Source organism: Lagierella sp. ICN-221743 (assembly GCF_037890055.1).
Classification (GTDB): domain Bacteria; phylum Bacillota; class Clostridia; order Tissierellales; family Peptoniphilaceae; genus Mediannikoviicoccus.
The window spans coordinates 22247-45019 of sequence record NZ_JBBKBD010000015.1; the positions used below are offsets into that span (position 1 = coordinate 22247).

Sequence of the window (22773 nt, forward strand, 5' to 3'; positions counted from 1 at the left end):
ATATTTATAAAATCTTTTAAAATTTTTTTGATTTTTTAGGTTAGGATAATAAAACAAGAAAATTTAAGTAAATCTATTTTCAATAGACATGTTATATAATATATGGGTATAATTTTTTTTGAAGGAGTAAAATATGAAAAAAATAGAAACAGAACGTTTAATACTTAGAGTTCCCACTCTTGATGATTTTGATGAATTATATTCGATTCATGCAAATCCTGAAACAAATATTTTTAATCCGGGATGGGAAAAGCCAAGTAGGGAAGAATTTCTAGATACATTAAATATAATTATCGACCATCATAAAAAACATGGATTCGGATATTATGCTTTAGTAGATAAAGCTGACAATAGAGTTTTCGGTCTGTGCGGTTTAAGATTTACAACAATTAATGATAAAAAGTATTTGAACTTGTATTACAGAATAGATCCATCTAAGATGAGGAGAGGCTTTGTAAAAGAAGCGGCTACTAAAATAATTGATATTATTACAAGTGAATTAAATAACGAATACAAAGTAGTTGCGTTGACTTTAAATAAAAATATTCCTTCAAGAAAAACTGCAGAGTCATTAGGTTTAAAATACAATAGAGATTTTGATGATTTGGTAGGAGAAGGAAACGTATATTATTTTAGTTAGGTAAAAGGTTAGGGAAAAATATTGGGACAGATATATTTCTTAATAAGACATCGATATTAAATCTTTTGAATTATTGTCGGAATTGTTTTGGTTAGATGAGAAATAATTTTTTGTCAATTCTTGTATTCAAGCTTTACAATTCATATAATAAAGCTTGAAAGGAAGTACTATTATGAATAAAAGTAAAATAAAAAAGATAATAGAAAAAAATAATGGTATAGTCACAGCATCTGAAGTAGCGGAGAATAGCATAGATTCATGGTATCTTATAGATATGGTTCGAAATGGCAAACTTGAGAGGGTGACAAACAGTTTATCTTTAATGACAAGTTATCGTTAGTGTGTCATTGTTGACAAAAAATAAAAATTGGAGGGAAAATGTTAAGTGACAAAGGATTTGATTTATGGGCGGATGATTACGATGAAAGCGTAGATATTTCTGATGATGAAAATTCCTATCCATTTGCAGGATATAAGATAATACTAAATGAAATATATAATCGTATATTAGACGCGTCCTTTAAAAATGTTTTAGACATTGGTTTTGGTACAGGAACTTTGATATCAAAACTATATGAACATGGATGTGAAATTTCTGGACAGGACTTTTCTGAGAAAATGTTCGAGATAGCACAAGAGAAAATGCCCGATGCCAAACTTTTTATTGGAGACATTTCTAATGGACTGGTAGAACCACTATTAGAAAATAAATACGATGCAATAATTGCCACATATTCGCTTCATCATTTAACCGATGATGAAAAAGTTACATTTTTAAAAGATCTACTTAATCAATTAAATGAAGGTGGAGTTATATACATTGGAGATGTAGCATTTGAAACCCGTGCTGAGCATGACAAATGTAGAAATGAAGTAGGGGAAGCTTGGGACGAAGATGAATTCTACTTTATTGCAGATGAGATGAAGAAATATTTTCCAGAAATGAAATTTGAAAAATTTTCAGACTGCGCAGGATTAATTACATTGAAAAAATAAAGGGAGTCAGAATTTTACTTCTGGCTCCTTTACATTTCGTTTTTAATTTTTTTCTATAATTGTTTTAATTGCCGCATGAACAGCTTGGTATCTATCTTTATTCGACTTAGCTGCCAAGCATGTTATTAAATATCTTTTGTCATTTTTTTCATACAACGCAATTATGTTATATGATGATGCCATGGTTCCTGTTTTGACACCCTTAATATTTTCGTTGTAATACAATGAATCTTTGTCTAGTAATTCATTGGTATTTTTCCAAGTGAAATTTCCTTGCGCAGTTTTTATGGTAAATGAACTTTCACCTATACATTCTTTTACAAAGTCATAATCAATAAGCTTTAGAGTACCTTATTAACATCCTTTAAATTAGTGTAAGCCTGGAATGAAAATCCGCTAGGGTCAAATAAATCCGTGTCATTATATCCATTACTTTTTACATATTTTTCAAGATTTTTTACAAAATATTCTACATATTCTTTTGCACTATGACCATCACCTAAATCATTTTTTCCAATACTATATGCTAGAGCATAAGCTGCATCATTGCCAGATGGTACTAGCATTGCTTGCATTATTTGCTTTGCCGTATATTCTCCACTCTTTAAATTAGCTAGGGAAGATCCTTCGGGAACAAGTTTCAATAACTCATCATTTACCTCTAAAGTGTCATCTAAGTTTACCTTAGTCATAGCATAGTCGATTACAAAAAGTTTTGATAAGCTTGCAACAGATGGTAATTGATTGCCGCCTTCAAAAAATAAATATTCTCCCTTGTCAATGTCATAGACTGAAAAAGAAAGGGCATCTTCAGGAACTTTTATATCTTTAGTGTTTACAATAAAGTCAATTTTATCATGTAAACTTCTGTAAACTCTAGATTGAAAAATTCTATTTTTAAATACACCAAATATACCAAGAAAGATTACTAGAAGGACAGTTCCTACAATTAAAGCTTTCTTTCTTTTATTTTTATTTTTTCCATTTTTCATCTTCGTATTTTAACTATTTTCTTTTTAATTATAAGATTTTTAGGAATGAATTTCAATTATTGGAATTTTGTTAGACAATAATTTTGAAGAATTAATACATTGGCTTTTAAGGTTTCGCAAGGAACTTTGGAAGCTTTTTTTATTATTGTATTGTTCCGATAAGGGCAATATGTTATTCCGATAAATTAATATTATTCCGATAAAATTGTATAGTAAAGAAAATTAGATGGATGAATTATGCATAAAACAGTAACAAGCGAATGAAAATCTAAATTATTTTCATGATAGTTGTCACTAGAATTTCATCCAACTATAATGTAATATATTAAGCATATTAAATTTCGTGGAGGCAATTATGCAGATTAAAGAATATACAGAGTTTAATTTTGATGAGATAAAGAAGCTTTATGATGCAGTTGGTTGGACAGCTTATACAGATGATATGGATTCTTTAGTTAAAGGTTATGAAAAATCCTTGAAGGTACTGGCGGCATATAAAGATGATAAATTATTAGGAATAATACGTGCAGTAGGTGATGGATTCACTGTTGTTTTTATTCAAGATATTTTGGTGTTTCCTGCGGAACAGGGGAAGGGAATTGGGAAAGCCCTTATTAAAGCTATGTTAGATTCCTATCCAAATGTTAGACAAATTCAATTAACAACTGACATTGATTCAAAAACAATAGCATTTTATAAGTCTGTAGGATTTAGTGAACTTTCGGAAATAGATTGCTGTGGATTTATGAGACTATAATAAAAATATATTTTGAGATAAGCCTTGGAGATTTTGTCTTCAGGGCTTTTTTATTTATAAATACAAGTATGACATTGCTGCAAAACAGGCTTAATGTTTAATGCGGTATTGCTACACTATATTAAAATATGAGAAGAAAAGTGCTATAATATAGATGATAACTAATATCAATCAGATAAAAATGTTTAAGAACAGTAGAAAAAAATTCAAAAGGTTGTAATTAAGGTAAGTGAAAATTGTTTAATGGTAATAATTTAAGGTGAATGGAGGTACATAATGAGTTTGACTTATAAAATAGCTTCAGAAATAGTTAAACTTCTTGGAGTCAAAAAATATTTTTAAAGAACAAAGAAGAGATACTTGAGTATGCAAAGGGAGAAAATGCAAAAGTAGTATTTGATTTAGAAAAAGCGATGAAGAGAGCAGAAAGAAAAAATATTTTCTTTTTGAAAGAGATGTTATGGGTATAGATTACTTTCTTATCAAAAAAAACAAAAGTTTTTCAAAGGAGGCAGTTCTATATCTCTTTGGTTGTGGAATGATTACACAACCAAATAAACTAGATTTTAAATTAGCGGAAAGAATAATGGAACAAACTGATAAAGATGTTTGGTTTTTATTTTATCCTCTTTGCTCGGAAGAAGTAAAGGTGGATAAGACATATGAAGTTTGCTTTGAAACCTATAGGTTGATGACAGAAACTTATAATGAACAAAATATAAGCGTACTGGGATTTTCTTCAGGATCCTGTTTATCTACTGGAATTTTTTTACACAACAATGCTTTAGGAAGAACTCTTAAAATGCCAGGTAAAATTATTTCAGTTTCCCCAGGAGGGATTCCCGATGTGAATCTTGATGAAAACAGAGATTTATGGGAGAAACTAAAAAAACTTAACAATAAAGATATAATGATTGAACCAACGTATATTAAAACTGCAAGAGAAATTCTAAAGGGGGATAAAGATTTACCTGAATATATGTTAGATGGAACTGTAGGAGACTTTACTGAATTTCCGAAAACTTATTATTATTTTGGAGAAAATGAATGCCTTTATGCCTTTGCAGAAGAGTTTAAAAAAGCCATGGAAAAATATAATGCTCCATATGAAATTATTGTTGGAAAGGGAATGTGCCACTGCTATCCACTGGCAAGATTTTTTAAAGAAGGCAGAGAGGCGCAGGATGAAATTATTGAACTGTTAAAATACTGATAGAGGACATAAAATGAAATCACAAGAATTTAAAATGCCATCCTTTGGAGTTGGACCAATATATGTTATAATCTGTTTATTTTTAACGATAGCAGGAATATATTTGCATATTAAGGGATATCTAAGTGTGGGAGAAATAAACAAAGGGAAAATGTTTTTTATCCTTTTTGGAATTCTCTTAATATTATTTGGCCTATACTTATGGGTACAAGCAGTTATAGTTCAGAAAATAAACAAAAATGTAAAAGAAAATAAGTTGATTACAACGGGAGTGTATAGCATTGTAAGAAACCCTGTTTATTCAGCATTTATTTTTATATTTACAGGTGTTTTATTATTTACAGCAAACTATTTCTTATTAATATTACCATTTATATTCTGGGCCTTCTTAACAATATTAATGAAAAACACAGAAGAAAAATGGTTAAAAAATGAATTTGGGAAGGAATATGAAATATATTTAAACGAAGTAAATAGAGTAATACCATGTATCAGAAGAAAAAATAATTAACTTGAAAATAGCATCTACTAGAGTAGGTGCTATTTTTATGGGATATGATGTTGCCACAATACTTCAAATGTTGCTCTTATTAATTAATACTGTTCGGGTAAGATGGTACAATATAAGTGATTAGAATAGAGATGGAAATAAAAAACCACATTTGCAAATGTGACTCATAAAATTTAATGGATAATTGTAAGGAGAAATTAAGGACAATAAAAAGACAATACACAACGTCCTTTTAAAAAGTATACTTAATGACTATAGTAAAAGCAGAAAGAAAAGTTACTTTAACCATGGAAAGAATTATTTACAGAGGAATTGTAATAAATTAATTGTCTGGAGGAAGATATATGTACGATCAAAATCATTTTATTTGGGAAGAATTTTATACTGAGTTTGCTTTAAAGCTATTAGAGTACAAAAACAAAAGAAGTGAACTTATTGAAAAGGTAAAGGCGATTTACGATATTACAGATATTGATATGCCCAAACTGGAAGAGGATAACAATCTTATTGATATTGATCCTTTTACTGTGTTTGGTCTTTTTAACAAGCGGATTACAGAAGAGAATCGTAGAAAGATATTAAAAGCAATAAAAAAATTATTTGATATTAAGACAGAAGTTCCAACATCTTTTAGTGGCTTGCCAGTTCTAAATGTTCAAAATGCTCTTTACTATAAATTTATTGGAGAACGTGGAGAAAATGATATTGATGATTTATGGAATCTCTTTGAATCTGCCATTGCCTATGAAAAGTCTCCAACTGTAGAAAATAAAGAAAAATTTTCAAAATATTTTGACTTGGCAATTAATTTAAAAGGTAATGCTAATGGCAAAATCACCATGGGATTATTTTGGATCTTACCAAATACTTTTTTAAACTTGGATAGTCGTAATGAATGGTATATTTATAAATCGGGAAAAATACCAGAAGATATTGTAAAAAAACTTCCTAAGCTTAAAGGTAAGATTTCTGCTAAAGAGTACTTTGGAGTTTTAGACAATTTAAAAGATTATATAAACAGTGAAGAAAGTGACCTAAAAGATTTTAAATACCTTTCCTATAGTGCATGGAACTATTCGGAGGAAGTGAATCAACAAAGAAATGAACAGGAAAAGTGCAAAACTTCAAAAGCATCTTTCCTTAGATGGTTTGCTCCACTAATTAAAGCTCTTCGTGATTTGGGAGGTTCTGCCACCCCACCTGAAGCAAGAGAAAAAATAATTGAAAATGAAAAATTGTCGGAAGAGGAACTTAGTGTTACAAGAGGCAAAAATAAGGTAAATAAATTTGAAAATGAAGTTGCTTTTGCTCGTAGTTATCTTGCAAGCGCAGGATACATTGATAAAAGTGTTCATGGAGTATGGACTTTAACTGATGCTGGCATGTCTGTTAATATGACGGATGAATTGGCATTAGAAATTTATAGAGAAGTTGTACTATCAAACCAAAATGAGACTGTTAATGAACCCTCTGCTTTTGCAGACGAAGATGTTCATACTATTAGGTACTGGATATATTCTCCAGGAGAAAATGCATTAATGTGGGATGAATTTTATAACTCTGGAATCATGGCGATTGGTTGGGGTGAAATTGGTGACCTAAAAGCTTTTGATAGCAAGGATTCCATGAGGGAGAAGATGAAGGAAGTTTTTGATGAGGATTTATCTTTTAAAAATTCAGCACATGCCACATGGCAATTTGCAAATGAAATGAAAATTGGAGACATAGTCTTTGTAAAAAAAGGAATGAACAAAATAATCGGTCGTGGTGTAGTTATGTCTGACTACGAATTTGATAGTTCCAGAGAGGACGAATTTAAAAATATCCGTCAAGTGGATTGGACAAATAATGGAGAGTGGGAGCATCCTGGACAAGCTGCAATGAAAACTCTTACTGATATTACTCCATATACTGAATACGTTGAAAAACTAATTAAAATATTTGACGAAGACTCTGAAGAAATTGAAGAAATTGAAAAAGTGTATCCTGTTTATACAAAGGAAGACTTTTTATCTGAAGTTTATATGACTGAGGAAGATTATGAAAGATTGAAGGGAGTACTTCGTTTAAAGAAAAATATTGTCTTACAGGGAGCTCCAGGAGTTGGAAAGACTTTTGTTGCAAGAAGATTAGCCTTTTCTATGATGGGCGTTAAAGATATAGAAAGGGTTATGATGCTTCAGTTCCATCAAAGCTATTCCTATGAAGATTTCATTATGGGATTTAGACCTTCAGCAAATGGTTTCGAACTTAGAAGAGGGGCCTTTTATAATTTCTGTAAAAAAGCAGAAGTAGATGGAGATAATGATTATTTCTTTATAATTGATGAAATCAACAGAGGAAATTTAAGTAAAATATTTGGTGAGCTTTTTATGCTTATTGAAAATGACAAGAGGGGTCTGTCTTTACAACTATTGTACTCCGATGAAAAATTTACTGTACCAAAGAATGTTTATATTATTGGCATGATGAATACAGCTGACAGAAGTCTAGCAATGCTTGACTATGCGCTTAGAAGAAGATTTGCCTTTTTCAATATTGAGCCTGGCTTTGATACTGAAGGTTTTATAAAATACAAAAATAGTTTGCGAAATGAAAAGTTCGAAATGCTAATCTCTTGCATAAAAAATTTAAATGAAGTTATTTTGGCGGACGATTCACTAGGTGAAGGTTTTTGTATTGGTCACAGCTATTTTTGCAACCTAAATCCATCAACAATGGATGATGAAGTTTTACTTGGTATTGTTGAATACGAACTGATTCCTCTTTTAAAAGAGTATTGGTTTGATGAACCGACAAAATTAAATGATTGGATTAACAATTTAAGGAGCGCTATTAAGTGATACCAGTTAAAAATATTTACTATATGCTATCCTATGCCTTTAAAGTTCTTAATCAAAACGGTTACAAGAGAATAGCTACGGAAGAGTTTGATAATACTGCAGATCTAATGGCATCTATATTAGAAAAGGGTATTACTGTTCAGTTGAAAAGGGGATTAATAAGGAAGTATATTCCTCAAACAGATGAATTATCTTCAATCAGAGGGAAAATTGATATTGCTGAGTCTATAAAGACGCAGAGTATGCACAGAAAGAAACTAGTGTGCACATTTGATGATTTTTCCGAAGACAATGCAATGAATCAAATAATAAAATCAACGGTTGGCTTCTTCTAAAGTCAGATATATCGAAAACTAGGAAAAAAGAACTTCGTAAATTGATGATGTACTTTACAAATGTAAAAACCATTGATTTAACTAGAGTAAATTGGAATCAACAATATAATCGAAATAATCAGACCTATCAAATGTTGATTTCTATTTGTTACTTAGTGGTAAAGGGACTGTTACAGACCAATACCCATGGCAAAACAAAGTTACTGGACTTTCTTGATGAGCAGAGAATGAGCCGTCTATATGAAAAGTTTATTTTAGAATATTATAAAAAGCACTATCCAAAACTTTCCGTTAGTTCATCACAGATACCATGGTCATTGGATGATGGAGTTGGAGATATGCTCCCAGTGATGCAAAGTGATATACATCTACAACGAGAAAATACAGTATTAATTATTGATGCTAAATACTATGCAAGTACAACACAGTCACAGTTTAATAAGCACACAATACACTCTAGTAACTTATATCAGATATTTACTTATGTAAAAAATCGTGAATATCAATTTGGCGATATGGATAACACCGTTTCAGGAATGCTCTTATATGCAAAGACCGATGAAGCAATTCAACCTAACAATGTGTATCAGATGCATGGAAATAAAATAAGCGTTAGAACTTTAGATTTGAATCTTACTTTTGAACATATTGCAAGTCAAATGGATAACATAGTTAACGAACATTTTGATGGAGTAACAAGAAATTAATTTCTCTATAGTAATGAAAAATAAATCATTTGTAAATATTTGCTAGAACAGTTTAAAAAACATGAAAAAAATGCAACAAAAGTGTTGACTTATGCCTGATGGTGCCTTATAATATTAAAGGTCAACGTAATAGGTTGACAGACAAGAGGTTATAAATGAAAAAATTAGTTGAAGTAGGAATATTATTTGACTACTATGGCAGTCTTCTTTCTGAAAGGCAGAGGTCCATGGTGGACAAGTACTATAACGAAGATCTATCTTTAAATGAAATTGGAGACTTGTATGATGTTTCGAAGCAGGCCGTTTCTGAAAATATAAAGAGGGCCGAGAGAAGACTTTACTCTTTTGAAAATAAACTTCATCTTAAGAAGAGGTCTGAAAGGACTACTGAGTTTCTTAAGTTTATAAAGGAAGAGTTAAATAATTCTATTTCTTTTGAAACAAGTGAAAGGGAAGTTCTATTAAAGAAGATAGATGATTTCATAAAGGAGGATATGGGAGAGCTATGATATTTGAAAATTTATCTGACAAGTTACAAAACGCCCTGTCCACACTTACTGGTAAGGGAAAGATTTCTGAAAAAGACTTAGACTTAGCTTTGAGAGAGGTTAAGCTTGCCCTACTGGAAGCCGATGTTAACTTCAAGGTTGTAAAGGACTTTACAAAGACTGTAAAGGAAAGAGCTCTTGGAGCGGAGGTTATGGAATCTTTAACTCCGGGGCAACAGGTTATTAAGATAGTTAACGAAGAGCTTACAGCGCTTATGGGTGAAGAAGAAGCTAAGATAAATTTCTCTTCTAAACCACCTACTGTTGTTATGTTATGTGGACTTCAAGGAGCTGGTAAGACTACTCATGGAGGAAAGCTTGCATTACATTTTAAGAAAAAAGGAAAGAAGCCTCTTCTTGTTGCATGTGATGTTTACAGACCTGCAGCTATAAAGCAACTTCAAGTAGTTGGAAACTCTGTGGAGGTTCCGGTGTTTTCCATGGGGGACAAGATAAGTCCTGTGGAAATTGCAAAAAAAGGTATTGAGGAAGCTAAGGCAAAGGGCAATGACTTTGTTATTATAGATACTGCGGGGCGTCTTCATATTGACAACGAACTTATGCAGGAACTTCAAGATATTAAAACTGAAGTTAGCCCTGATGAGATTTTACTTGTTGTTGACTCTATGACGGGACAAGACGCGGTCAATGTTGCAAAGACATTTAATGACAGACTTGATATCACTGGCATTATACTTACAAAGCTTGACGGTGATGCAAGGGGCGGAGCTGCTCTATCGATTAGAAGAGTTGCTGAAAAGCCTATAAAGTTTATAGGTGTAGGTGAAAAGCTTGATCAACTGGAACCTTTTTATCCTTCCAGAATGGCTTCAAGAATTCTTGGTATGGGAGATGTATTATCTCTTATTGAAAAGGCGGAAGCTGCTATTGATGAAAAGAAGGCAAGGGAACTTGAACAAAAGATTCGTTCTTCAAAGTACTCTTTCAATGACTTCTTAGATCAACTGGAACAGATTAGGAGCATGGGACCTTTGGAAGAACTTTTAGGGATGATTCCAGGTGTCAATTCCAAGGCTTTAAAAGGGCTATCCCTTGATGGTAAGGAGATAGGAAAGGTTGAAGCGATGATTAAGTCTATGACCTTGGAGGAAAGAGAGAATCCCGAAATTATTGATTCTTCCAGAAGGAAGAGAATAGCAAAGGGATCTGGTGTTACGGTTGCTGAACTGAATAAGTTATTAAAGCAGTTTAAGGAAACCAGAAAAATGATGAAACAATTTGGAAACATGAGTAAAGGTATGAAAAAGAGAGGTAAATTCCAAATGCCTTTCTTTAGATAAAATTGGAGGTATTTAAATGGCAGTAAAAATAAGATTAAAGAGAATGGGTTCAAAGAAGAATCCTTTTTACAGAATTGTAGTTGCAGATATCAGAGCACCTAGAGATGGTAAGTTCATTGAAGAGATTGGATATTACAATCCTCTAACTGAGCCAAAGGTTGTTAAGGTAGATGCAGAAAAAGTTAACAAGTGGATTAAGAATGGTGCAAAACCAACTGACACAGTTCACAGATTATTCAAAGAAAATGGCGTTTATGAAGAAAAAGCACAAGAAGCTAAGAAGGAAGTAGTAACAGAAGAATCTTCACAAGAGGTAGCTGAGTAATCCTTTAGGGGGTATTATGTTAGAATTAGTTGAACTAATTGCTAAGGAATTGGTTACAAAGCCTGAAGAGGTTGTTGTTACCAGTAGGCAAGAAGGAAACACCTTTGTAATTGAGATAAGAGCTGACAAGGATGATCTTGGAAGAATTATAGGAAAAGAAGGACGTATAGCTAAGGCTATAAGAACAGTTGTAAAGGCTTCTGCTATCAAGGATGGTACAAAGGTAGCAGTTGACATTCTTCAATAATATGGAGTTTATTAAAGTAGGATATATAACTAATACTCATGGTATCAAGGGAGATATAAAAATCTATCCGCTAACGGATTTTCCTGAGAGATTTAAAGAGGATATAGACTTTTATATCGATGAAAAGATAAAGGTAAATATTACCAAGGTAAGATATTACAGAGGATTGGTATATGTAAGTCTTAAAAATTACGACAACATAAACGAAGTTTTAAAATTCAAGGGCAAGTACATCTATGTTAATAAGGATGACTTGGTTGAGTTGCCAGAGGACACATATTTCATTCATGACCTTGAAGGGATGGATGTTATTGATAGTGGTAAGTGTGTTGGAGTGGTTAAGGAAGTTTTGTTTAATCAAACTAACGATATTTACAGATGTGTTTCAAAGGACGGAAAGGAATTTATGATTCCTGCTGTAAAAGCTTTTGTTAAAGATGTGGATGTTGAAAATAAAAAACTCTATGTTGAATTGATTGAAGGAATGTTGGAATGAAATTTAATATACTCACACTGTTCCCGGAGTTTTTCAACTTGTTAGATGATTATGGAGTTATTGGAAGGGCAATCGAAAAAAAAGTTATTGAAATTAACAAGATAAACATTAGAGACTTCTCTATGGACAAACACAAGAGAGTAGATGATGAGCTATATGGCGGTGGTGCAGGTATGCTGATGACACCTCAACCTCTTTATGACAGTATAAATTCTGTTAAAAGGGAAGGGGTTCCTGTAATATATCTTTCTCCACAGGGGCGTGTGCTTAATCAGACACTTTGTAACGAATTGTCCAAGCTTGATGAAATGACATTATTATGTGGCCATTACGAGGGAATCGACTCTCGTATAACCGATGAATTTGTCGACATGGAAATCTCCATTGGAGATTATTGTCTGTCAGGTGGAGAGATAGGAGCGCTTGTACTTATCGATTCTGTTTCAAGACTTGTAAAGGGAGTGCTTGGAAACGAAGAGAGTCCTCTTACGGATTCCCACTACAACTTTTTATTACAACATAATATTTACACAAGACCAAGGGACTTTATGGGACACAAGGTGCCGGAAGTTCTCTTTAGTGGAAATCACAAACTCATTGAACAGTGGAAAGAAGAGTCGGCCTTAGAAAACACTAAGAAGAAAAGACCTGATTTATACAAAAAATATTTAGAAGAACATGGTCCTAATAAAGGATTTTAGGAGGATAGAATGGATATAATTAAACAAATTGAAGATGAACAATTAAGAAAAGAAAATTATGATTTTCGTGTTGGAGACACAGTAGTTCTTGACTACAGAATCAGAGAAGGTGGAAAAGAAAGACTTCAAAAGTTTGAAGGAACAGTTATTAAGATTCAAGGAAGCGGACTTAGACAAACATTTACTGTAAGAAGAGTTGCTTATGGAACAGGCATTGAAAGAACTTTCTTTGTTCATTCTCCAAGAATTGAAGCTCTAAAGGTAACAAGAAGAGGTAGAGCAAGAAGAGCAAGACTTTACTACTTAAGAGACAGGGTAGGTAAGGCTGCTAAGGTAAAAGAAAAGAAAAACTAGTTTTACAAGCACTCATTTTTTGAGTGCTTGATTTGGTTAAGGAGGAAAAAATGACAAATCTAAATATTAACTGGTACCCTGGCCATATGAAAAAGACCATGGACAATATAAAATCTTCCTTAAAACTTGTGGATGTGGTTTTAGAGATAGTTGACGCAAGAATACCAATAGCGTCAAGAAATCCACTTCTTGATGAAGTGTTAGGAGATAAGCCAAGGGTTGTGCTTTTAAATAAAATGGATTTGGCGAATGAAGCCATGAATAAGAAATGGCTGGAATATTTTAAAGCAAAGGGATATGAAGCGATTTTAATCGACTCTGTTAAAGGCACTAACTTAAATAAAATTGAAAGCACTTCCAGGGCTCTTCTAACAGAAAAATTCAAAAAGCTTGAAGAAAAAAACTTAAATTTAAAAAGAGTTAGGGCTATGATAGTTGGTATTCCAAATGTAGGTAAGTCCACACTGATAAATAGAATTGCCAATAGAAGATCTGCAAAGGTTGGAAACAGGCCTGGAGTTACAAGACAAAACCAGTGGATAAAAACTGGGAAGGACTTTGAACTATTAGATACGCCGGGAGTTTTGTGGCCAAAGTTTGAAAGTGAAGAGATTGGATTAGACCTTGCTTTCACTGGCGCCATAAAAGATGAGATTATGGACACAGAGACCCTTGCATTTAAACTTATTGAAAAACTAAACCACATAGATAAAGGTATTATTGAAACAAGATACAAAATTGAAACAGAAGGGCTAAGCACATTAGAAATTATGGAAGCCATAGGACAAAAGAGGGGCTGCTTAATTAGAGGTGGAGACTTTGACTATGAAAAAATTTCAAATATAGTTCTTGATGAGTTTAGAAAGGGAGTCTTAGGTAGGATAACCCTTGAAGGGCCAGATGATTACAATGGATAATGATATTTTAAAAGAATATTCAGGGAAGTTAATCTGTGGTGTTGACGAAGTGGGAAGAGGGCCACTTGCAGGTCCCGTAGTAGCCTGCGCCGTTATTATGGAAGGTGAACACATAGAGGGAGTTAAGGACTCAAAAAAACTTTCCGCAAAGAAAAGAGAAATTTTAAATAAAGAGATAATTGAAAAGGCAAAGGCCATTGGCATTGGAGTAATCGACGAAAAGGTTATTGATGAAATAAATATTAAACAGGCCACAAGGCTTGCAATGAAAATAGCTGTGGAAGACTTAAAGGACAAGCAGGGGAGAGTAGTTCGTCCAGATGTTGTTATGATTGATGCGGAACATATTGATATAGACATTGAACAGGTTTCGCTTATTAAAGGTGACGAGCTAGTATATGAAATATCATGTGCATCAATTGTGGCAAAGGTATTAAGGGACTCATACTTTATAGAGCTTGACGAAAAATATCCTGGATATGATTTTTTAAACAACAAGGGATATGGAACAAAGAAACACAGGGAGGCGCTATTAGAACTTGGTCCAACTCCTATTCACAGAAAGACCTTTTTAAAGAAGATACTTGGAGCAAAAAAATGACAACTAAAGACATTGGTAGTAGAGGTGAAACCCTAGCAAAGGAATACCTGGAGAAAAAGGGGTATAATTTTGTGGAGAGAAACTATTCCTGGGGCCTTGGAGAGATCGATTTAATCATGCATCATGAAGAAACGCTAGTTTTTGTAGAAGTTAAGCTTAGAAAAAATGATGACTTTGGAAGGCCAAGGGACTTTGTAACTCCATTAAAGCAAGACAGGATAATAAAAACTGCACAAAATTATATTGCAATTAATGAACTATATAATTATCAACCAAGGTTTGATGTGGTTGAAATTTTGACAGAAGATAATTATATTGAACATATTGAAAATGCATTTCCATAAGGAGGATCTATGTTTAAAGTTGGAGTTTTAACGATTTCAGATAAGGCATCTAGAAATGAAAGAGTAGATGAGAGCGGCAAGGTAATAGAAAATATTGTAGAAAACTTTGGTTATGAAGTGAACTACTACAACATCATTCCCGATGAAACAAAGGACATAAAGTCAGAACTAATAAAATGTTGTGACCAATTAAAATGTGATTTGGTTTTAACTACGGGAGGTACGGGATTTTCAAAAAGAGATGTAACACCGGAAGCGACCCTTGAAGTTATGACTAGAAACGCTTTTGGAATAAGCGAAGCCATAAGAGCCTACTCCATGACCATAACTAAAAGGGCTATGCTGTCTAGGGCGGTTTCTGTAATTAGAAACGAAACACTAATTGTAAACCTACCTGGCAGTCCAAAGGCAGTCAAAGAGTCATTGGAATATATAATTAAGGATTTGGATCATGGCCTTAAAATTCTTAAGGGCGTGGATTCTGAATGTGGGGGAAAATAATACCTATATTAATTGTACCTATTCTATTAAGGTGTTATAATAAGAATAGAATTTAAAAACGGGAGGAATATTTATGATTTCAGCTGGAGATTTTAGAAAGGGAACAACTTTTGAAATGGACGGTGACGTTTGGCAAATAGTTGACTTTCAACACGTAAAACCGGGTAAAGGGGCAGCATTTGTTAGAACAAAGATTAGATCCGTCATGACCGGCGCTAACAAGGATACAACTTTTAACCCGTCAGAAAAATTCCAGGAAGCCAGAATTGAAACTAAAGAGATGCAATATCTTTACAATGATGGCAACCTATACTACTTTATGGATTCACAAACATATGAACAAATTCCAATTGAAAGGGACGCAGTGGAAGATGCAATGCAATATATAAAAGAAAATGACAATGCAACCATTAAGTTCTATCAAGGGAAACCTTTTAACGTTGCACCACCTAACTTTGTAGAGTTAGTTGTAACAGAAACTGAACCAGGAGTTAGAGGAGATACCGCAACAGGAGCAAACAAACCTGCAACTGTTGAAACAGGCGCAACTGTTCAAGTGCCTTTATTCATCAACGAAGGTGATGTTATAAAGATAGATACAAGAAGCAACGAGTACTTATCAAGAGTATAGGGAGGTAGAATATGAGAGATCTATATGAAAATATTGCTTACTTAAGAGGACTAGCTGAAGGAATTTCAGTAGAAGAGGAATCTAAAGAAGGGAAACTATTAGTTGGTATCATCGATGTTTTAGAAGATTTAACTGCTGAAGTTGAAGACTTATGCTATGACTTTGATGATGTGGAAGAGTATTTAACCTTCCTGGATGATGATTTAACTGACGTTGAAGAAGTTGTTTTTGATTTCGATGAAGATTATTTCGATTTTGATGACGACTTTGACTATGAAGAATTTCTAGAAGATGAAGATCTAGAAGACGAAGATGAAGAATAAGATTATTAAAATCTCCTGCGTTGGTGGGAGATTTTAAATTTAATCAAACAACGCTAAAAATAGCAGTTTTAATTGACATGACATGTAAATTATGGTAAAGTATTTGGGTATGGATATTCCATAAATCTAACATGGAGGTGTGCTAATGAGAGATTCTATAACTTTAGAATGTACTGAATGTAAGAACAGAAACTATACAAGTTCAAAGAATAAGAAAAATACTACTGATAGAGTTGAACTTAAAAAGTATTGCAAATTCTGTAAGAAACATACTCCGCATAAGGAAACGAGATAAGTCAGTATTGGAGGGTTTAAATGGCTCAAAAAAATATGGGTAAAAAGACATTTACCAAAGGTGTAGCCGCTGAATGGAAAAAGATTATATGGCCAACACCAAAGGAAGTTTTAAACTATGCAATTGTAGTGGTTCTTATATCACTGGCAGTAGCGCTTATAGTTTTCGGTCTAGACTCACTTTTCCATTTTCTATTTAGTTTAATTATTAAGTAGTAGGACTATAAAGGGGGAAATGAAATGACCGATGAAAACAAAACCTTTAGCGAAAGAGAAAAAGACGCTAAATGGTATGTTGTACACACTTATTCAGGACATGAAAATAAGGTAAAAGTAAATATTGAAAAGATGGTTGAAAACAGAGGACATATAGACGATATCTTCGAGGTAATGGTACCCACAGAAGAATATGTGTCCAAGGTTGGCGGCGTTTCAAAGACAAAAGAGAGAAAACTCTTCCCAGGATATGTTTTCGTTAAGATGATAATCAATGATGTTTCTTGGTATCTAGTTAGAAATACCAGAGGTGTTACGGGATTTGTAGGCCCAGGTTCAAAGCCAGTACCATTGACAGCAAGAGAAATGAAATCCTTCGGAGTTGGTTCTGCTCCAGTAGTAGATATTGACGTAGAAGTAGGAGATAGTATTAGAATTATCTCAGATGCTTTTGAAGGTGTTATAGGTACTGTTGAAGAAGTAAATAAAGAAAAGAAAAAAGTAAAAGCACTAGTTTCTATATTTGGTAGAGACACTTCAGTTGAAGTAAACTTTTCTGATATTGAAAAAATTTAATTTGAATATTATGATTTAATCGTTTTTATATATTCCAGTGGGAGGGAAAAACCGCTAAAACCACATTAGTTAATTTAGGAGGACTAAAATGGCAAAAAAAGTACAAGCAATTGTTAAATTACAAATTCCAGCCGGTAAAGCAACTCCGGCACCACCAGTAGGTACTGCACTAGGACCTCACGGTGTTAATATAATGCAGTTCACAAAAGAGTTTAATGCAAAAACTCAAGATCAAATGGGAATGATTATCCCGGTTGTTTTGACTGTATACCAAGACAGATCATTCACTTTTATAACAAAGACTCCACCAGTTCCAGTTTTAATCAAAAAGGAATTAGGATTAAACAAGGCATCAGGTGTGCCTAACAAGGACAAGGTAGGAACTTTGACAAAAGCACAAGTTGAAAAGATAGCTGAAATAAAGAGACCTGATATCAATGCTGGTTCACTAGAAGCTGCAATGAGCATGGTTGCAGGTACAGCAAGAAGTATGGGTATCACCGTAGAAGATTAGTGGGAGAAAAAATTCGTTAATACCACAAGGAGGTTTAATATGGCAAAAAGAGGTAAAAGATATCAAGAGGTATCAAAATTAGTAGATAGAACTAAATTATATGATACTTCAGAAGGAATAGAATTATTATTAAATACTGCAAAGGCAAAATTTGATGAAACTGTTGAGCTTCACGTTAAGCTTGGAGTTGACTCAAGACATGCAGACCAACAAGTTAGAGGAGCAATAGTTCTTCCTCATGGTACAGGTAAAGAAGTTAAGGTTTTGGTTTTCGCTAAGGGAGCAAAGGCTGAAGAAGCTGAAGCTGCTGGAGCAGACTATGTTGGTGGAGACGAACTAGCTGACAAGATTAAAAACGAAAACTGGTTTGACTTTGACGTTGCTGTTGCAACACCTGACATGATGGGTGTTGTAGGTAAGATTGGTAGAATCCTTGGACCTAAGGGACTTATGCCAAACCCTAAATCAGGAACAGTTACATTTGATGTAGAAGCTGCTATTAAAGACATTAAAGCAGGTAAGGTTGAGTATAGAACTGAAAAAGCTAACATAGTTCATACACCAATCGGAAAAGTATCTTTCGGTAAAGAAAAGATAGAAGACAACTTAGACGCTTTAATGGACGCTATTATAAAGGCAAAACCAGCTTCATCAAAAGGTAAATACCTAAGATCAATTTCCATTTCATCTACAATGGGACCTGGAATTTCATTAAATCCAGCTGACTTTGTTAATAGAAGCAAATAGATAACATAACCCTTAATATTTGATTATTATAACCATATCGAATATTGAGGGTTTTTTAGTATTAAATAAATGGAGGGCTATATGTTTATTACATTTGAAGGTCCTGACGGATGTGGCAAGTCAACTATATTAAAAGAAGTTTATGAAAAGTTAATTGACCTAGATATTCCCGTAATTAAAACCAGGGAGCCTGGTGGCACTAGAATTTCTGAAGAACTTCGAAATATTATTTTAGATGAGAACAACAGAGAGCTTACGGCTGTGACAGAAAGTTTGCTTATGGCAGCTTCAAGAAGCCAACATGTGGAGGAACTTATTATACCTGCCATAAATGAAAACAAGATAGTTTTATGTGACAGATTTGTAATATCAAGTCTTGTGTATCAAGGTTATGCTAGAGACTTAGGAATAGATAAAATTCTTAAACTCAATGAGTTTGCAACACTGGGCACTAAACCTGACATGATTTTATTTTTTGATGTTACTGAAGAAAATCTTTTAAGTCGAAGAAAAAAGAGAAACACATCTGATAGATTAGAAAAAGAAGAACTTAACTTTCACAAAAAGGTCTATAAAGGGTATAATTATATTAAGGAGAAATTTCAAGATGATGAAAATTTTTATGTAGTTGATGCAAATAAAGACATTTCAGAAATTACATCATATTGTATTTCTGTTATTTTAGATAATTATAGGAGGAAAAAATGAAACTTATAGTAGCAATTGTACAAGATCAAGACCTTTATTTACTTAGAGAGGACTTGGCTAAAAAAGATTTCAGAATGACAAAACTGTCTTCATCAGGTGGTTTTTTAAAGATAGGGAACTCAACTCTTTTAATTGGTGTGGAAGATGAAAGGCTTGATGAGTGTTTACAAATAATAGAGGAAGATTGCAAATCAAGACAAGCAGACTCATCACTTTTAAACATTTCTGCTCCAGTTGATTCATTTATTCCATATCCTGTAGAAGTAACTATAGGTGGGGCAACGGTATTTGTAATCGATGTTGATAAATATTTTAGATTTTAGGTGATTTAATGAAACTGATGATTGCAATTGTCGAAGACGACATTGCTCATGATATTATAAAGATGCTAGCAATTGGCAAAGTGAGATGTACAAAACTTTCATCTACAGGAGGAGCTCTTCGAAAGGGTAACACAACCTTGATGATAGGTTATGAAGAGGATATGGAAGATGAAATTTTAGATCTTATGGATGATATGAGTAAAAACAGACTTAGGGATCCAGATGATGATACTTCTTACAATATAAATATATTTGTGCTAGACTTGGAAAGTATGAAAAGAGTTTAATCGTGTTAAATAGAGTACTGGATGCACAAATAAAAAACAATAATTTGAGTCACGCTTATATTTTTCAATCTTATGATGAAGGGCTATTAGAAAAAAATACGATAAAGTTTATTAAAGAAGTCTTTAAAGAAGAATCCAACAATAAAAACTTAAGTGATTACTATAGTCCAGACTTATTGAGAGTGAAGCCAGATGGGAATGTGATTAGGATTGCATCAATTAGAGATGCTATTAAATTCTTAAACACAGCTCCCACGGTAAAAGAGCGAAAAATTATATTAATAGAAGAAGCTCACAAATTTAATAAGGAGTCTGCCAATGCACTACTAAAAGTGCTGGAGGAGCCACCAAGCTACGCTCTATTTATTCTTCAGACAAATAATGAGATGGCAATTATTGAAACCCTTTATTCAAGATGTCAAATTATAAATTTCTTTTTTAGTGAAACTGAAAAACTTGCTTCATGGAAAGAAATAAACGATATACTGATTAGGTGTTTTAAAAGGGACATCTTAGTAATGTTTGACGAAAAGGAGTATTTAAATAGCTTAAAACTTGAGCAAGATAAACTATACAACTATGTTTACAGTTTTTTTTATGACTTATACCTGTATAAAACAGAAAATAAAAAGAACTTAGACCTAATAATTCCAAATAACATTTCCATATACAAAAATGTTTCGAACTTCAATCGTGAAAATATATATTTAATTCTCGATAAAATAGTGGAGATTTGGGATAATTTTAAAACTAATGTTAATTTTCAGCTTTCATATGAGAAGCTTTTACTATATATAATGGAGGAACAAAATGGTTAAGGTCGTTGGCATACGATTTAAAAAAGCCGGTAAAGTTTATTATTTCGACCCTAACGGTTATGAAATAAAACTGAATGATCCTGTTATTGTTGAAACAGCAAGGGGAATCGAATATGGTCATTGCGTAATTGAAACAAAGGAAGTTTCTGGAGATGAAATAATTTCTGATTTAAAACCTGTTTTGAGAATAGCAGACGAGACGGATAAATATATAAATAGAGAAAATTTAAAAAAATCTAAAGAAGCTATGGAGCTTTGTAAAGAGAAGATTAAAGAGCATAATCTAGATATGAAGCTTGTGGATTGTGAATACACTTTTGACAATAACAAAGTTATTTTTTATTTTACATCCGATGACAGGGTTGACTTTAGAGAACTTGTTAGAGATTTAGCAGCAATATTTAGGATGAGAATTGAGCTAAGACAGATTGGTGTCAGAGATCATGCGAAAATTGTATCTGGTCTTGCAACTTGTGGCCAAGAATGCTGTTGTGCAAGATTTTTATCTGAGTTTGCTCCAGTGTCCATAAAGATGGCAAAGGATCAAAACATTTCACTTAATCCCACAAAGATATCAGGAATGTGTGGTAGACTTATGTGCTGCTTGAGATATGAACAAGAGGGCTACGAAGATAATTTAAAGAGGATGCCAAAAATTGGTTACCATGTAAAGACAAGCCTAGGACCTGGAGAAGTTGTTGATACAAATACACTTACGGAGTTTGTTAAGGTCAAGATAAAAATAGATGAAGAAACTGAAGAGATACTTCCATTTCACGTTGATGAAATAGAATTTAAGAAATTTAAATCACAAAAGAATGAAGATGAAATTTCTTGATTTTATTATAGATATATGTAATAATAATGGTGAAGATATTTAAAGGGGGTAACAAAATGGCACATTTTATAACTGACGCTTGTATCGCATGCGGTTCATGTCAACCAGAATGTCCAGTAGATTGTATTTCTGAAGGAGACATTTACGTAATTGACGCTGATGCATGTACTGATTGTGGAGCTTGCGCTGACGTTTGTCCAACTAGCGCTATTGAAGCAAAATAAGGGGTACATAAGTGAACTAAAGAGGAGCCTATGGGCTCCTTTTTGATATTAAAAATAATTTAAAGAAAATCTTTATGATTTTGGGGGAAATATGGGAAAAGATAATGTGTTATTAGTTAATGACTGGCCAGGATATAGCAGAGTTGCCCTTTCATCCATGAATCCAATTATGTATTACATGGGTTATTCTGTTTTAAGTTTACCAACAATGGTTATATCAAACACTTTGGACTATGGAAAGTTTTCTATACTTGATACTACGAAATACATGGAAAATGCCTTAAAGGTTTGGGAAGAACTTGGATTTAATATATCTGCCATGGGCATAGGCTACACTACAAATTATAAACAGATTGAAATCTGTGAAGAAGTTATAAAAAAGCAAAACAATCCATATGTAATGGTGGATCCTATTATGGGAGATAATGGCTCTTTGTATAATGGAATTGAAAAAGATAGAATAGAGATAATGAGGGAGTTAATTTCCCTTGCAGACCTTTCAATACCGAATATTACTGAAAGCTATTTACTTCTTGATGAAAAGTTTAACCGTGTTGATGTAGATAGCGACGAAGAGCTTAGGGATTTAATAAATGGAATTAGAAACATAGGTTCAAAGTCTGTTATTATAACTTCCGTTTGTGACAACGACAAAAATTATTTTATCGCAGGCTATGACGAAAAAAATAACGAGTACTTTAAGGTTCCATATAAAAAAATCGATGTAAACTATCCTGGAACAGGGGATATTTTTTCGGCGATTATCTTGTCATACACATTAAAAGGCTACTCTTTGAAGGACTCTTCCATAATTGCAAGGGACTTTATTTATCACGCCATCGTTGAATCTGAAAAGAGAGAGCATATCGACAGAACCGAAGGAATAAGTATTGAAAAATATTTGCATATGTTAAAGAATGATTAAGAAAGCTTTCGCTTTCTTTT

Annotated in this window: 36 protein-coding genes; 34 read left to right on the forward strand and 2 right to left on the reverse strand. The window is 33.0% G+C overall.

Features of this window, described 5'->3' with window-relative positions:
- The first annotated feature begins 133 nt into the window (after positions 1-133).
- The 3 genes from WKS98_RS07325 to WKS98_RS07335 all read left to right on the forward strand — a co-directional run bounded on the left by WKS98_RS07325 (position 134) and on the right by WKS98_RS07335 (position 1636).
- Positions 134-640, forward strand: a complete 507-nt coding sequence (locus WKS98_RS07325; protein ID WP_498918165.1) for a GNAT family N-acetyltransferase — start codon at positions 134-136, stop codon at positions 638-640.
- A 172-nt stretch (positions 641-812) separates the two neighbouring features.
- Entirely contained in the window at positions 813-980 is a 168-nt protein-coding gene (locus WKS98_RS07330; RefSeq protein ID WP_498918166.1) for a hypothetical protein, read from the forward strand.
- 38 nt (positions 981-1018) lie between these two features.
- Positions 1019-1636: a class I SAM-dependent methyltransferase gene (locus WKS98_RS07335; protein ID WP_498918168.1), complete on the forward strand. Its 618-nt coding sequence runs from the start codon at positions 1019-1021 to the stop codon at positions 1634-1636.
- Between the two features lie 42 nt (positions 1637-1678).
- On the opposite strand, the gene WKS98_RS07340 is transcribed toward WKS98_RS07335, so the two are convergent.
- Positions 1679-1861, reverse strand: a complete 183-nt coding sequence (locus WKS98_RS07340; protein ID WP_498918170.1) for a hypothetical protein — start codon at positions 1859-1861, stop codon at positions 1679-1681.
- 116 nt (positions 1862-1977) lie between these two features.
- Positions 1978-2628, reverse strand: a complete 651-nt coding sequence (locus tag WKS98_RS07345) for a serine hydrolase (protein WP_498918172.1) — start codon at positions 2626-2628, stop codon at positions 1978-1980.
- A 355-nt stretch (positions 2629-2983) separates the two neighbouring features.
- Here WKS98_RS07345 and WKS98_RS07350 point away from each other — a divergent pair, with 355 nt between their 5' ends.
- The 31 genes from WKS98_RS07350 to WKS98_RS07500 all read left to right on the forward strand — a co-directional run bounded on the left by WKS98_RS07350 (position 2984) and on the right by WKS98_RS07500 (position 22753).
- A complete protein-coding gene (locus tag WKS98_RS07350) occupies positions 2984-3385 on the forward strand; it encodes a GNAT family N-acetyltransferase (RefSeq protein ID WP_498918173.1) in 402 nt (133 codons plus the stop codon).
- Between the two features lie 460 nt (positions 3386-3845).
- The gene (locus WKS98_RS07355) at positions 3846-4598 is read left to right on the forward strand and encodes an alpha/beta hydrolase fold domain-containing protein (RefSeq protein ID WP_498918174.1); all 753 of its coding nucleotides are present in this window, start codon (positions 3846-3848) and stop codon (positions 4596-4598) included.
- Between the two features lie 13 nt (positions 4599-4611).
- Positions 4612-5109, forward strand: a complete 498-nt coding sequence (locus WKS98_RS07360) for a methyltransferase family protein (protein ID WP_498918176.1) — start codon at positions 4612-4614, stop codon at positions 5107-5109.
- Between the two features lie 344 nt (positions 5110-5453).
- Positions 5454-7952: a DUF8426 domain-containing protein gene (locus tag WKS98_RS07365; RefSeq protein ID WP_498918178.1), complete on the forward strand. Its 2499-nt coding sequence runs from the start codon at positions 5454-5456 to the stop codon at positions 7950-7952.
- Positions 7949-8287 carry a 5-methylcytosine restriction system specificity protein McrC gene (locus tag WKS98_RS07370; RefSeq protein WP_498918179.1) on the forward strand — a complete coding sequence of 113 codons (339 nt, stop codon included), beginning with the start codon at positions 7949-7951 and terminating at the stop codon, positions 8285-8287. The genes WKS98_RS07365 and WKS98_RS07370 overlap by 4 nt, the downstream gene beginning before the upstream one ends.
- A gap of 44 nt (positions 8288-8331) precedes the next feature.
- Positions 8332-8994 (forward strand): 5-methylcytosine restriction system specificity protein McrC, encoded by a 663-nt coding sequence (locus WKS98_RS07375; RefSeq protein ID WP_498918181.1) that lies wholly within the window; start codon positions 8332-8334, stop codon positions 8992-8994.
- A gap of 155 nt (positions 8995-9149) precedes the next feature.
- The gene (gene ylxM / locus WKS98_RS07380; RefSeq protein WP_498918182.1) at positions 9150-9503 is read left to right on the forward strand and encodes a YlxM family DNA-binding protein; all 354 of its coding nucleotides are present in this window, start codon (positions 9150-9152) and stop codon (positions 9501-9503) included.
- Complete coding sequence (gene ffh, locus WKS98_RS07385; protein WP_498918183.1) at positions 9500-10843, forward strand: signal recognition particle protein; 1344 nt, start codon at positions 9500-9502, stop codon at positions 10841-10843. The genes ylxM and ffh overlap by 4 nt, the downstream gene beginning before the upstream one ends.
- 16 nt (positions 10844-10859) lie before the next feature.
- Complete coding sequence (gene rpsP / locus WKS98_RS07390) at positions 10860-11168, forward strand: 30S ribosomal protein S16 (RefSeq protein ID WP_498918184.1); 309 nt, start codon at positions 10860-10862, stop codon at positions 11166-11168.
- Between the two features lie 16 nt (positions 11169-11184).
- Entirely contained in the window at positions 11185-11415 is a 231-nt protein-coding gene (locus WKS98_RS07395) for a KH domain-containing protein (protein WP_237036574.1), read from the forward strand.
- Position 11416: 1 nt separating this feature from the next.
- Positions 11417-11911 carry a ribosome maturation factor RimM gene (gene rimM / locus WKS98_RS07400; RefSeq protein WP_498918186.1) on the forward strand — a complete coding sequence of 165 codons (495 nt, stop codon included), beginning with the start codon at positions 11417-11419 and terminating at the stop codon, positions 11909-11911.
- A complete protein-coding gene (trmD, locus tag WKS98_RS07405; protein WP_498918187.1) occupies positions 11908-12612 on the forward strand; it encodes a tRNA (guanosine(37)-N1)-methyltransferase TrmD in 705 nt (234 codons plus the stop codon). Before rimM ends, trmD begins: the two co-directional genes overlap by 4 nt.
- Positions 12613-12621: 9 nt before the next feature.
- Positions 12622-12966: a 50S ribosomal protein L19 gene (gene rplS / locus WKS98_RS07410; RefSeq protein ID WP_498918188.1), complete on the forward strand. Its 345-nt coding sequence runs from the start codon at positions 12622-12624 to the stop codon at positions 12964-12966.
- 50 nt (positions 12967-13016) lie between these two features.
- Entirely contained in the window at positions 13017-13883 is an 867-nt protein-coding gene (ylqF, locus tag WKS98_RS07415; protein WP_498918189.1) for a ribosome biogenesis GTPase YlqF, read from the forward strand.
- A complete protein-coding gene (gene rnhB, locus WKS98_RS07420; RefSeq protein WP_498918191.1) occupies positions 13867-14484 on the forward strand; it encodes a ribonuclease HII in 618 nt (205 codons plus the stop codon). Before ylqF ends, rnhB begins: the two co-directional genes overlap by 17 nt.
- Positions 14481-14828, forward strand: a complete 348-nt coding sequence (locus WKS98_RS07425) for a YraN family protein (RefSeq protein ID WP_498918193.1) — start codon at positions 14481-14483, stop codon at positions 14826-14828. The genes rnhB and WKS98_RS07425 overlap by 4 nt, the downstream gene beginning before the upstream one ends.
- 9 nt (positions 14829-14837) lie before the next feature.
- Positions 14838-15329 carry a MogA/MoaB family molybdenum cofactor biosynthesis protein gene (locus WKS98_RS07430; RefSeq protein WP_498918195.1) on the forward strand — a complete coding sequence of 164 codons (492 nt, stop codon included), beginning with the start codon at positions 14838-14840 and terminating at the stop codon, positions 15327-15329.
- A gap of 73 nt (positions 15330-15402) precedes the next feature.
- Entirely contained in the window at positions 15403-15960 is a 558-nt protein-coding gene (gene efp, locus WKS98_RS07435) for an elongation factor P (RefSeq protein ID WP_498918197.1), read from the forward strand.
- Positions 15961-15971: 11 nt separating this feature from the next.
- A complete protein-coding gene (locus WKS98_RS07440) occupies positions 15972-16283 on the forward strand; it encodes a CD1247 N-terminal domain-containing protein (RefSeq protein WP_498918198.1) in 312 nt (103 codons plus the stop codon).
- Positions 16284-16428: 145 nt separating this feature from the next.
- Positions 16429-16578: a 50S ribosomal protein L33 gene (gene rpmG / locus WKS98_RS07445; RefSeq protein WP_498918200.1), complete on the forward strand. Its 150-nt coding sequence runs from the start codon at positions 16429-16431 to the stop codon at positions 16576-16578.
- Between the two features lie 20 nt (positions 16579-16598).
- Positions 16599-16793, forward strand: a complete 195-nt coding sequence (secE, locus tag WKS98_RS07450) for a preprotein translocase subunit SecE (protein ID WP_498918201.1) — start codon at positions 16599-16601, stop codon at positions 16791-16793.
- 24 nt (positions 16794-16817) lie between these two features.
- Positions 16818-17369 (forward strand): transcription termination/antitermination protein NusG, encoded by a 552-nt coding sequence (nusG, locus tag WKS98_RS07455; protein WP_498918203.1) that lies wholly within the window; start codon positions 16818-16820, stop codon positions 17367-17369.
- Positions 17370-17457: 88 nt separating this feature from the next.
- Positions 17458-17883 carry a 50S ribosomal protein L11 gene (rplK, locus tag WKS98_RS07460; protein ID WP_237036562.1) on the forward strand — a complete coding sequence of 142 codons (426 nt, stop codon included), beginning with the start codon at positions 17458-17460 and terminating at the stop codon, positions 17881-17883.
- 39 nt (positions 17884-17922) lie between these two features.
- Positions 17923-18630, forward strand: coding sequence for a 50S ribosomal protein L1 (gene rplA, locus WKS98_RS07465; protein ID WP_498918204.1), 708 nt, complete (start codon positions 17923-17925; stop codon positions 18628-18630).
- An 81-nt stretch (positions 18631-18711) separates the two neighbouring features.
- Positions 18712-19338 carry a dTMP kinase gene (gene tmk, locus WKS98_RS07470; protein ID WP_498918206.1) on the forward strand — a complete coding sequence of 209 codons (627 nt, stop codon included), beginning with the start codon at positions 18712-18714 and terminating at the stop codon, positions 19336-19338.
- A complete protein-coding gene (gene darA, locus WKS98_RS07475) occupies positions 19335-19661 on the forward strand; it encodes a cyclic di-AMP receptor DarA (protein ID WP_498918208.1) in 327 nt (108 codons plus the stop codon). Before tmk ends, darA begins: the two co-directional genes overlap by 4 nt.
- Before the next feature lie 8 nt (positions 19662-19669).
- Positions 19670-19948, forward strand: coding sequence for a cyclic-di-AMP receptor (locus tag WKS98_RS07480; protein ID WP_498918210.1), 279 nt, complete (start codon positions 19670-19672; stop codon positions 19946-19948).
- A 2-nt stretch (positions 19949-19950) separates the two neighbouring features.
- Positions 19951-20766, forward strand: coding sequence for a DNA polymerase III delta subunit-related protein (locus tag WKS98_RS07485; RefSeq protein ID WP_498918212.1), 816 nt, complete (start codon positions 19951-19953; stop codon positions 20764-20766).
- Positions 20759-21604: a PSP1 domain-containing protein gene (locus WKS98_RS07490; RefSeq protein ID WP_498918214.1), complete on the forward strand. Its 846-nt coding sequence runs from the start codon at positions 20759-20761 to the stop codon at positions 21602-21604. Before WKS98_RS07485 ends, WKS98_RS07490 begins: the two co-directional genes overlap by 8 nt.
- 56 nt (positions 21605-21660) lie before the next feature.
- Entirely contained in the window at positions 21661-21828 is a 168-nt protein-coding gene (gene fdxA, locus WKS98_RS07495) for a 4Fe-4S ferredoxin (RefSeq protein WP_498918215.1), read from the forward strand.
- Between the two features lie 91 nt (positions 21829-21919).
- Entirely contained in the window at positions 21920-22753 is an 834-nt protein-coding gene (locus WKS98_RS07500) for a pyridoxamine kinase (protein WP_498918217.1), read from the forward strand.
- Positions 22754-22773: the final 20 nt, after the last annotated feature.

Bases quoted from the DNA above. Each gene is read 5' to 3' on its own strand.
- WKS98_RS07335 (WP_498918168.1), top strand. From the start codon at position 1,019: ATGTTAAGTGACAAAGGATTTGATTTATGGGCGGATGATTACGATGAA.
- WKS98_RS07330 (WP_498918166.1), top strand. From the start codon at position 813: ATGAATAAAAGTAAAATAAAAAAGATAATAGAAAAAAATAATGGTATA.
- WKS98_RS07355 (WP_498918174.1), top strand. From the start codon at position 3,846: ATGGGTATAGATTACTTTCTTATCAAAAAAAACAAAAGTTTTTCAAAG.
- WKS98_RS07500 (WP_498918217.1), top strand. From the start codon at position 21,920: ATGGGAAAAGATAATGTGTTATTAGTTAATGACTGGCCAGGATATAGC.
- WKS98_RS07360 (WP_498918176.1), top strand. From the start codon at position 4,612: ATGAAATCACAAGAATTTAAAATGCCATCCTTTGGAGTTGGACCAATA.
- WKS98_RS07490 (WP_498918214.1), top strand. From the start codon at position 20,759: ATGGTTAAGGTCGTTGGCATACGATTTAAAAAAGCCGGTAAAGTTTAT.
- efp (WP_498918197.1), top strand. From the start codon at position 15,403: ATGATTTCAGCTGGAGATTTTAGAAAGGGAACAACTTTTGAAATGGAC.
- WKS98_RS07480 (WP_498918210.1), top strand. From the start codon at position 19,670: ATGAAACTGATGATTGCAATTGTCGAAGACGACATTGCTCATGATATT.
- ffh (WP_498918183.1), top strand. From the start codon at position 9,500: ATGATATTTGAAAATTTATCTGACAAGTTACAAAACGCCCTGTCCACA.
- tmk (WP_498918206.1), top strand. From the start codon at position 18,712: ATGTTTATTACATTTGAAGGTCCTGACGGATGTGGCAAGTCAACTATA.
- fdxA (WP_498918215.1), top strand. From the start codon at position 21,661: ATGGCACATTTTATAACTGACGCTTGTATCGCATGCGGTTCATGTCAA.
- trmD (WP_498918187.1), top strand. From the start codon at position 11,908: ATGAAATTTAATATACTCACACTGTTCCCGGAGTTTTTCAACTTGTTA.
- rplS (WP_498918188.1), top strand. From the start codon at position 12,622: ATGGATATAATTAAACAAATTGAAGATGAACAATTAAGAAAAGAAAAT.
- WKS98_RS07345 (WP_498918172.1), bottom strand. From the start codon at position 2,628: ATGAAAAATGGAAAAAATAAAAATAAAAGAAAGAAAGCTTTAATTGTA.
- rimM (WP_498918186.1), top strand. From the start codon at position 11,417: ATGGAGTTTATTAAAGTAGGATATATAACTAATACTCATGGTATCAAG.
- rnhB (WP_498918191.1), top strand. From the start codon at position 13,867: ATGATTACAATGGATAATGATATTTTAAAAGAATATTCAGGGAAGTTA.
- WKS98_RS07350 (WP_498918173.1), top strand. From the start codon at position 2,984: ATGCAGATTAAAGAATATACAGAGTTTAATTTTGATGAGATAAAGAAG.
- WKS98_RS07365 (WP_498918178.1), top strand. From the start codon at position 5,454: ATGTACGATCAAAATCATTTTATTTGGGAAGAATTTTATACTGAGTTT.
- nusG (WP_498918203.1), top strand. From the start codon at position 16,818: ATGACCGATGAAAACAAAACCTTTAGCGAAAGAGAAAAAGACGCTAAA.
- WKS98_RS07440 (WP_498918198.1), top strand. From the start codon at position 15,972: ATGAGAGATCTATATGAAAATATTGCTTACTTAAGAGGACTAGCTGAA.
- ylqF (WP_498918189.1), top strand. From the start codon at position 13,017: ATGACAAATCTAAATATTAACTGGTACCCTGGCCATATGAAAAAGACC.
- WKS98_RS07425 (WP_498918193.1), top strand. From the start codon at position 14,481: ATGACAACTAAAGACATTGGTAGTAGAGGTGAAACCCTAGCAAAGGAA.
- WKS98_RS07395 (WP_237036574.1), top strand. From the start codon at position 11,185: ATGTTAGAATTAGTTGAACTAATTGCTAAGGAATTGGTTACAAAGCCT.
- rpmG (WP_498918200.1), top strand. From the start codon at position 16,429: ATGAGAGATTCTATAACTTTAGAATGTACTGAATGTAAGAACAGAAAC.
- rplA (WP_498918204.1), top strand. From the start codon at position 17,923: ATGGCAAAAAGAGGTAAAAGATATCAAGAGGTATCAAAATTAGTAGAT.
- rpsP (WP_498918184.1), top strand. From the start codon at position 10,860: ATGGCAGTAAAAATAAGATTAAAGAGAATGGGTTCAAAGAAGAATCCT.
- WKS98_RS07325 (WP_498918165.1), top strand. From the start codon at position 134: ATGAAAAAAATAGAAACAGAACGTTTAATACTTAGAGTTCCCACTCTT.
- secE (WP_498918201.1), top strand. From the start codon at position 16,599: ATGGCTCAAAAAAATATGGGTAAAAAGACATTTACCAAAGGTGTAGCC.
- WKS98_RS07375 (WP_498918181.1), top strand. From the start codon at position 8,332: ATGATGTACTTTACAAATGTAAAAACCATTGATTTAACTAGAGTAAAT.
- rplK (WP_237036562.1), top strand. From the start codon at position 17,458: ATGGCAAAAAAAGTACAAGCAATTGTTAAATTACAAATTCCAGCCGGT.
- darA (WP_498918208.1), top strand. From the start codon at position 19,335: ATGAAACTTATAGTAGCAATTGTACAAGATCAAGACCTTTATTTACTT.
- WKS98_RS07430 (WP_498918195.1), top strand. From the start codon at position 14,838: ATGTTTAAAGTTGGAGTTTTAACGATTTCAGATAAGGCATCTAGAAAT.
- ylxM (WP_498918182.1), top strand. From the start codon at position 9,150: ATGAAAAAATTAGTTGAAGTAGGAATATTATTTGACTACTATGGCAGT.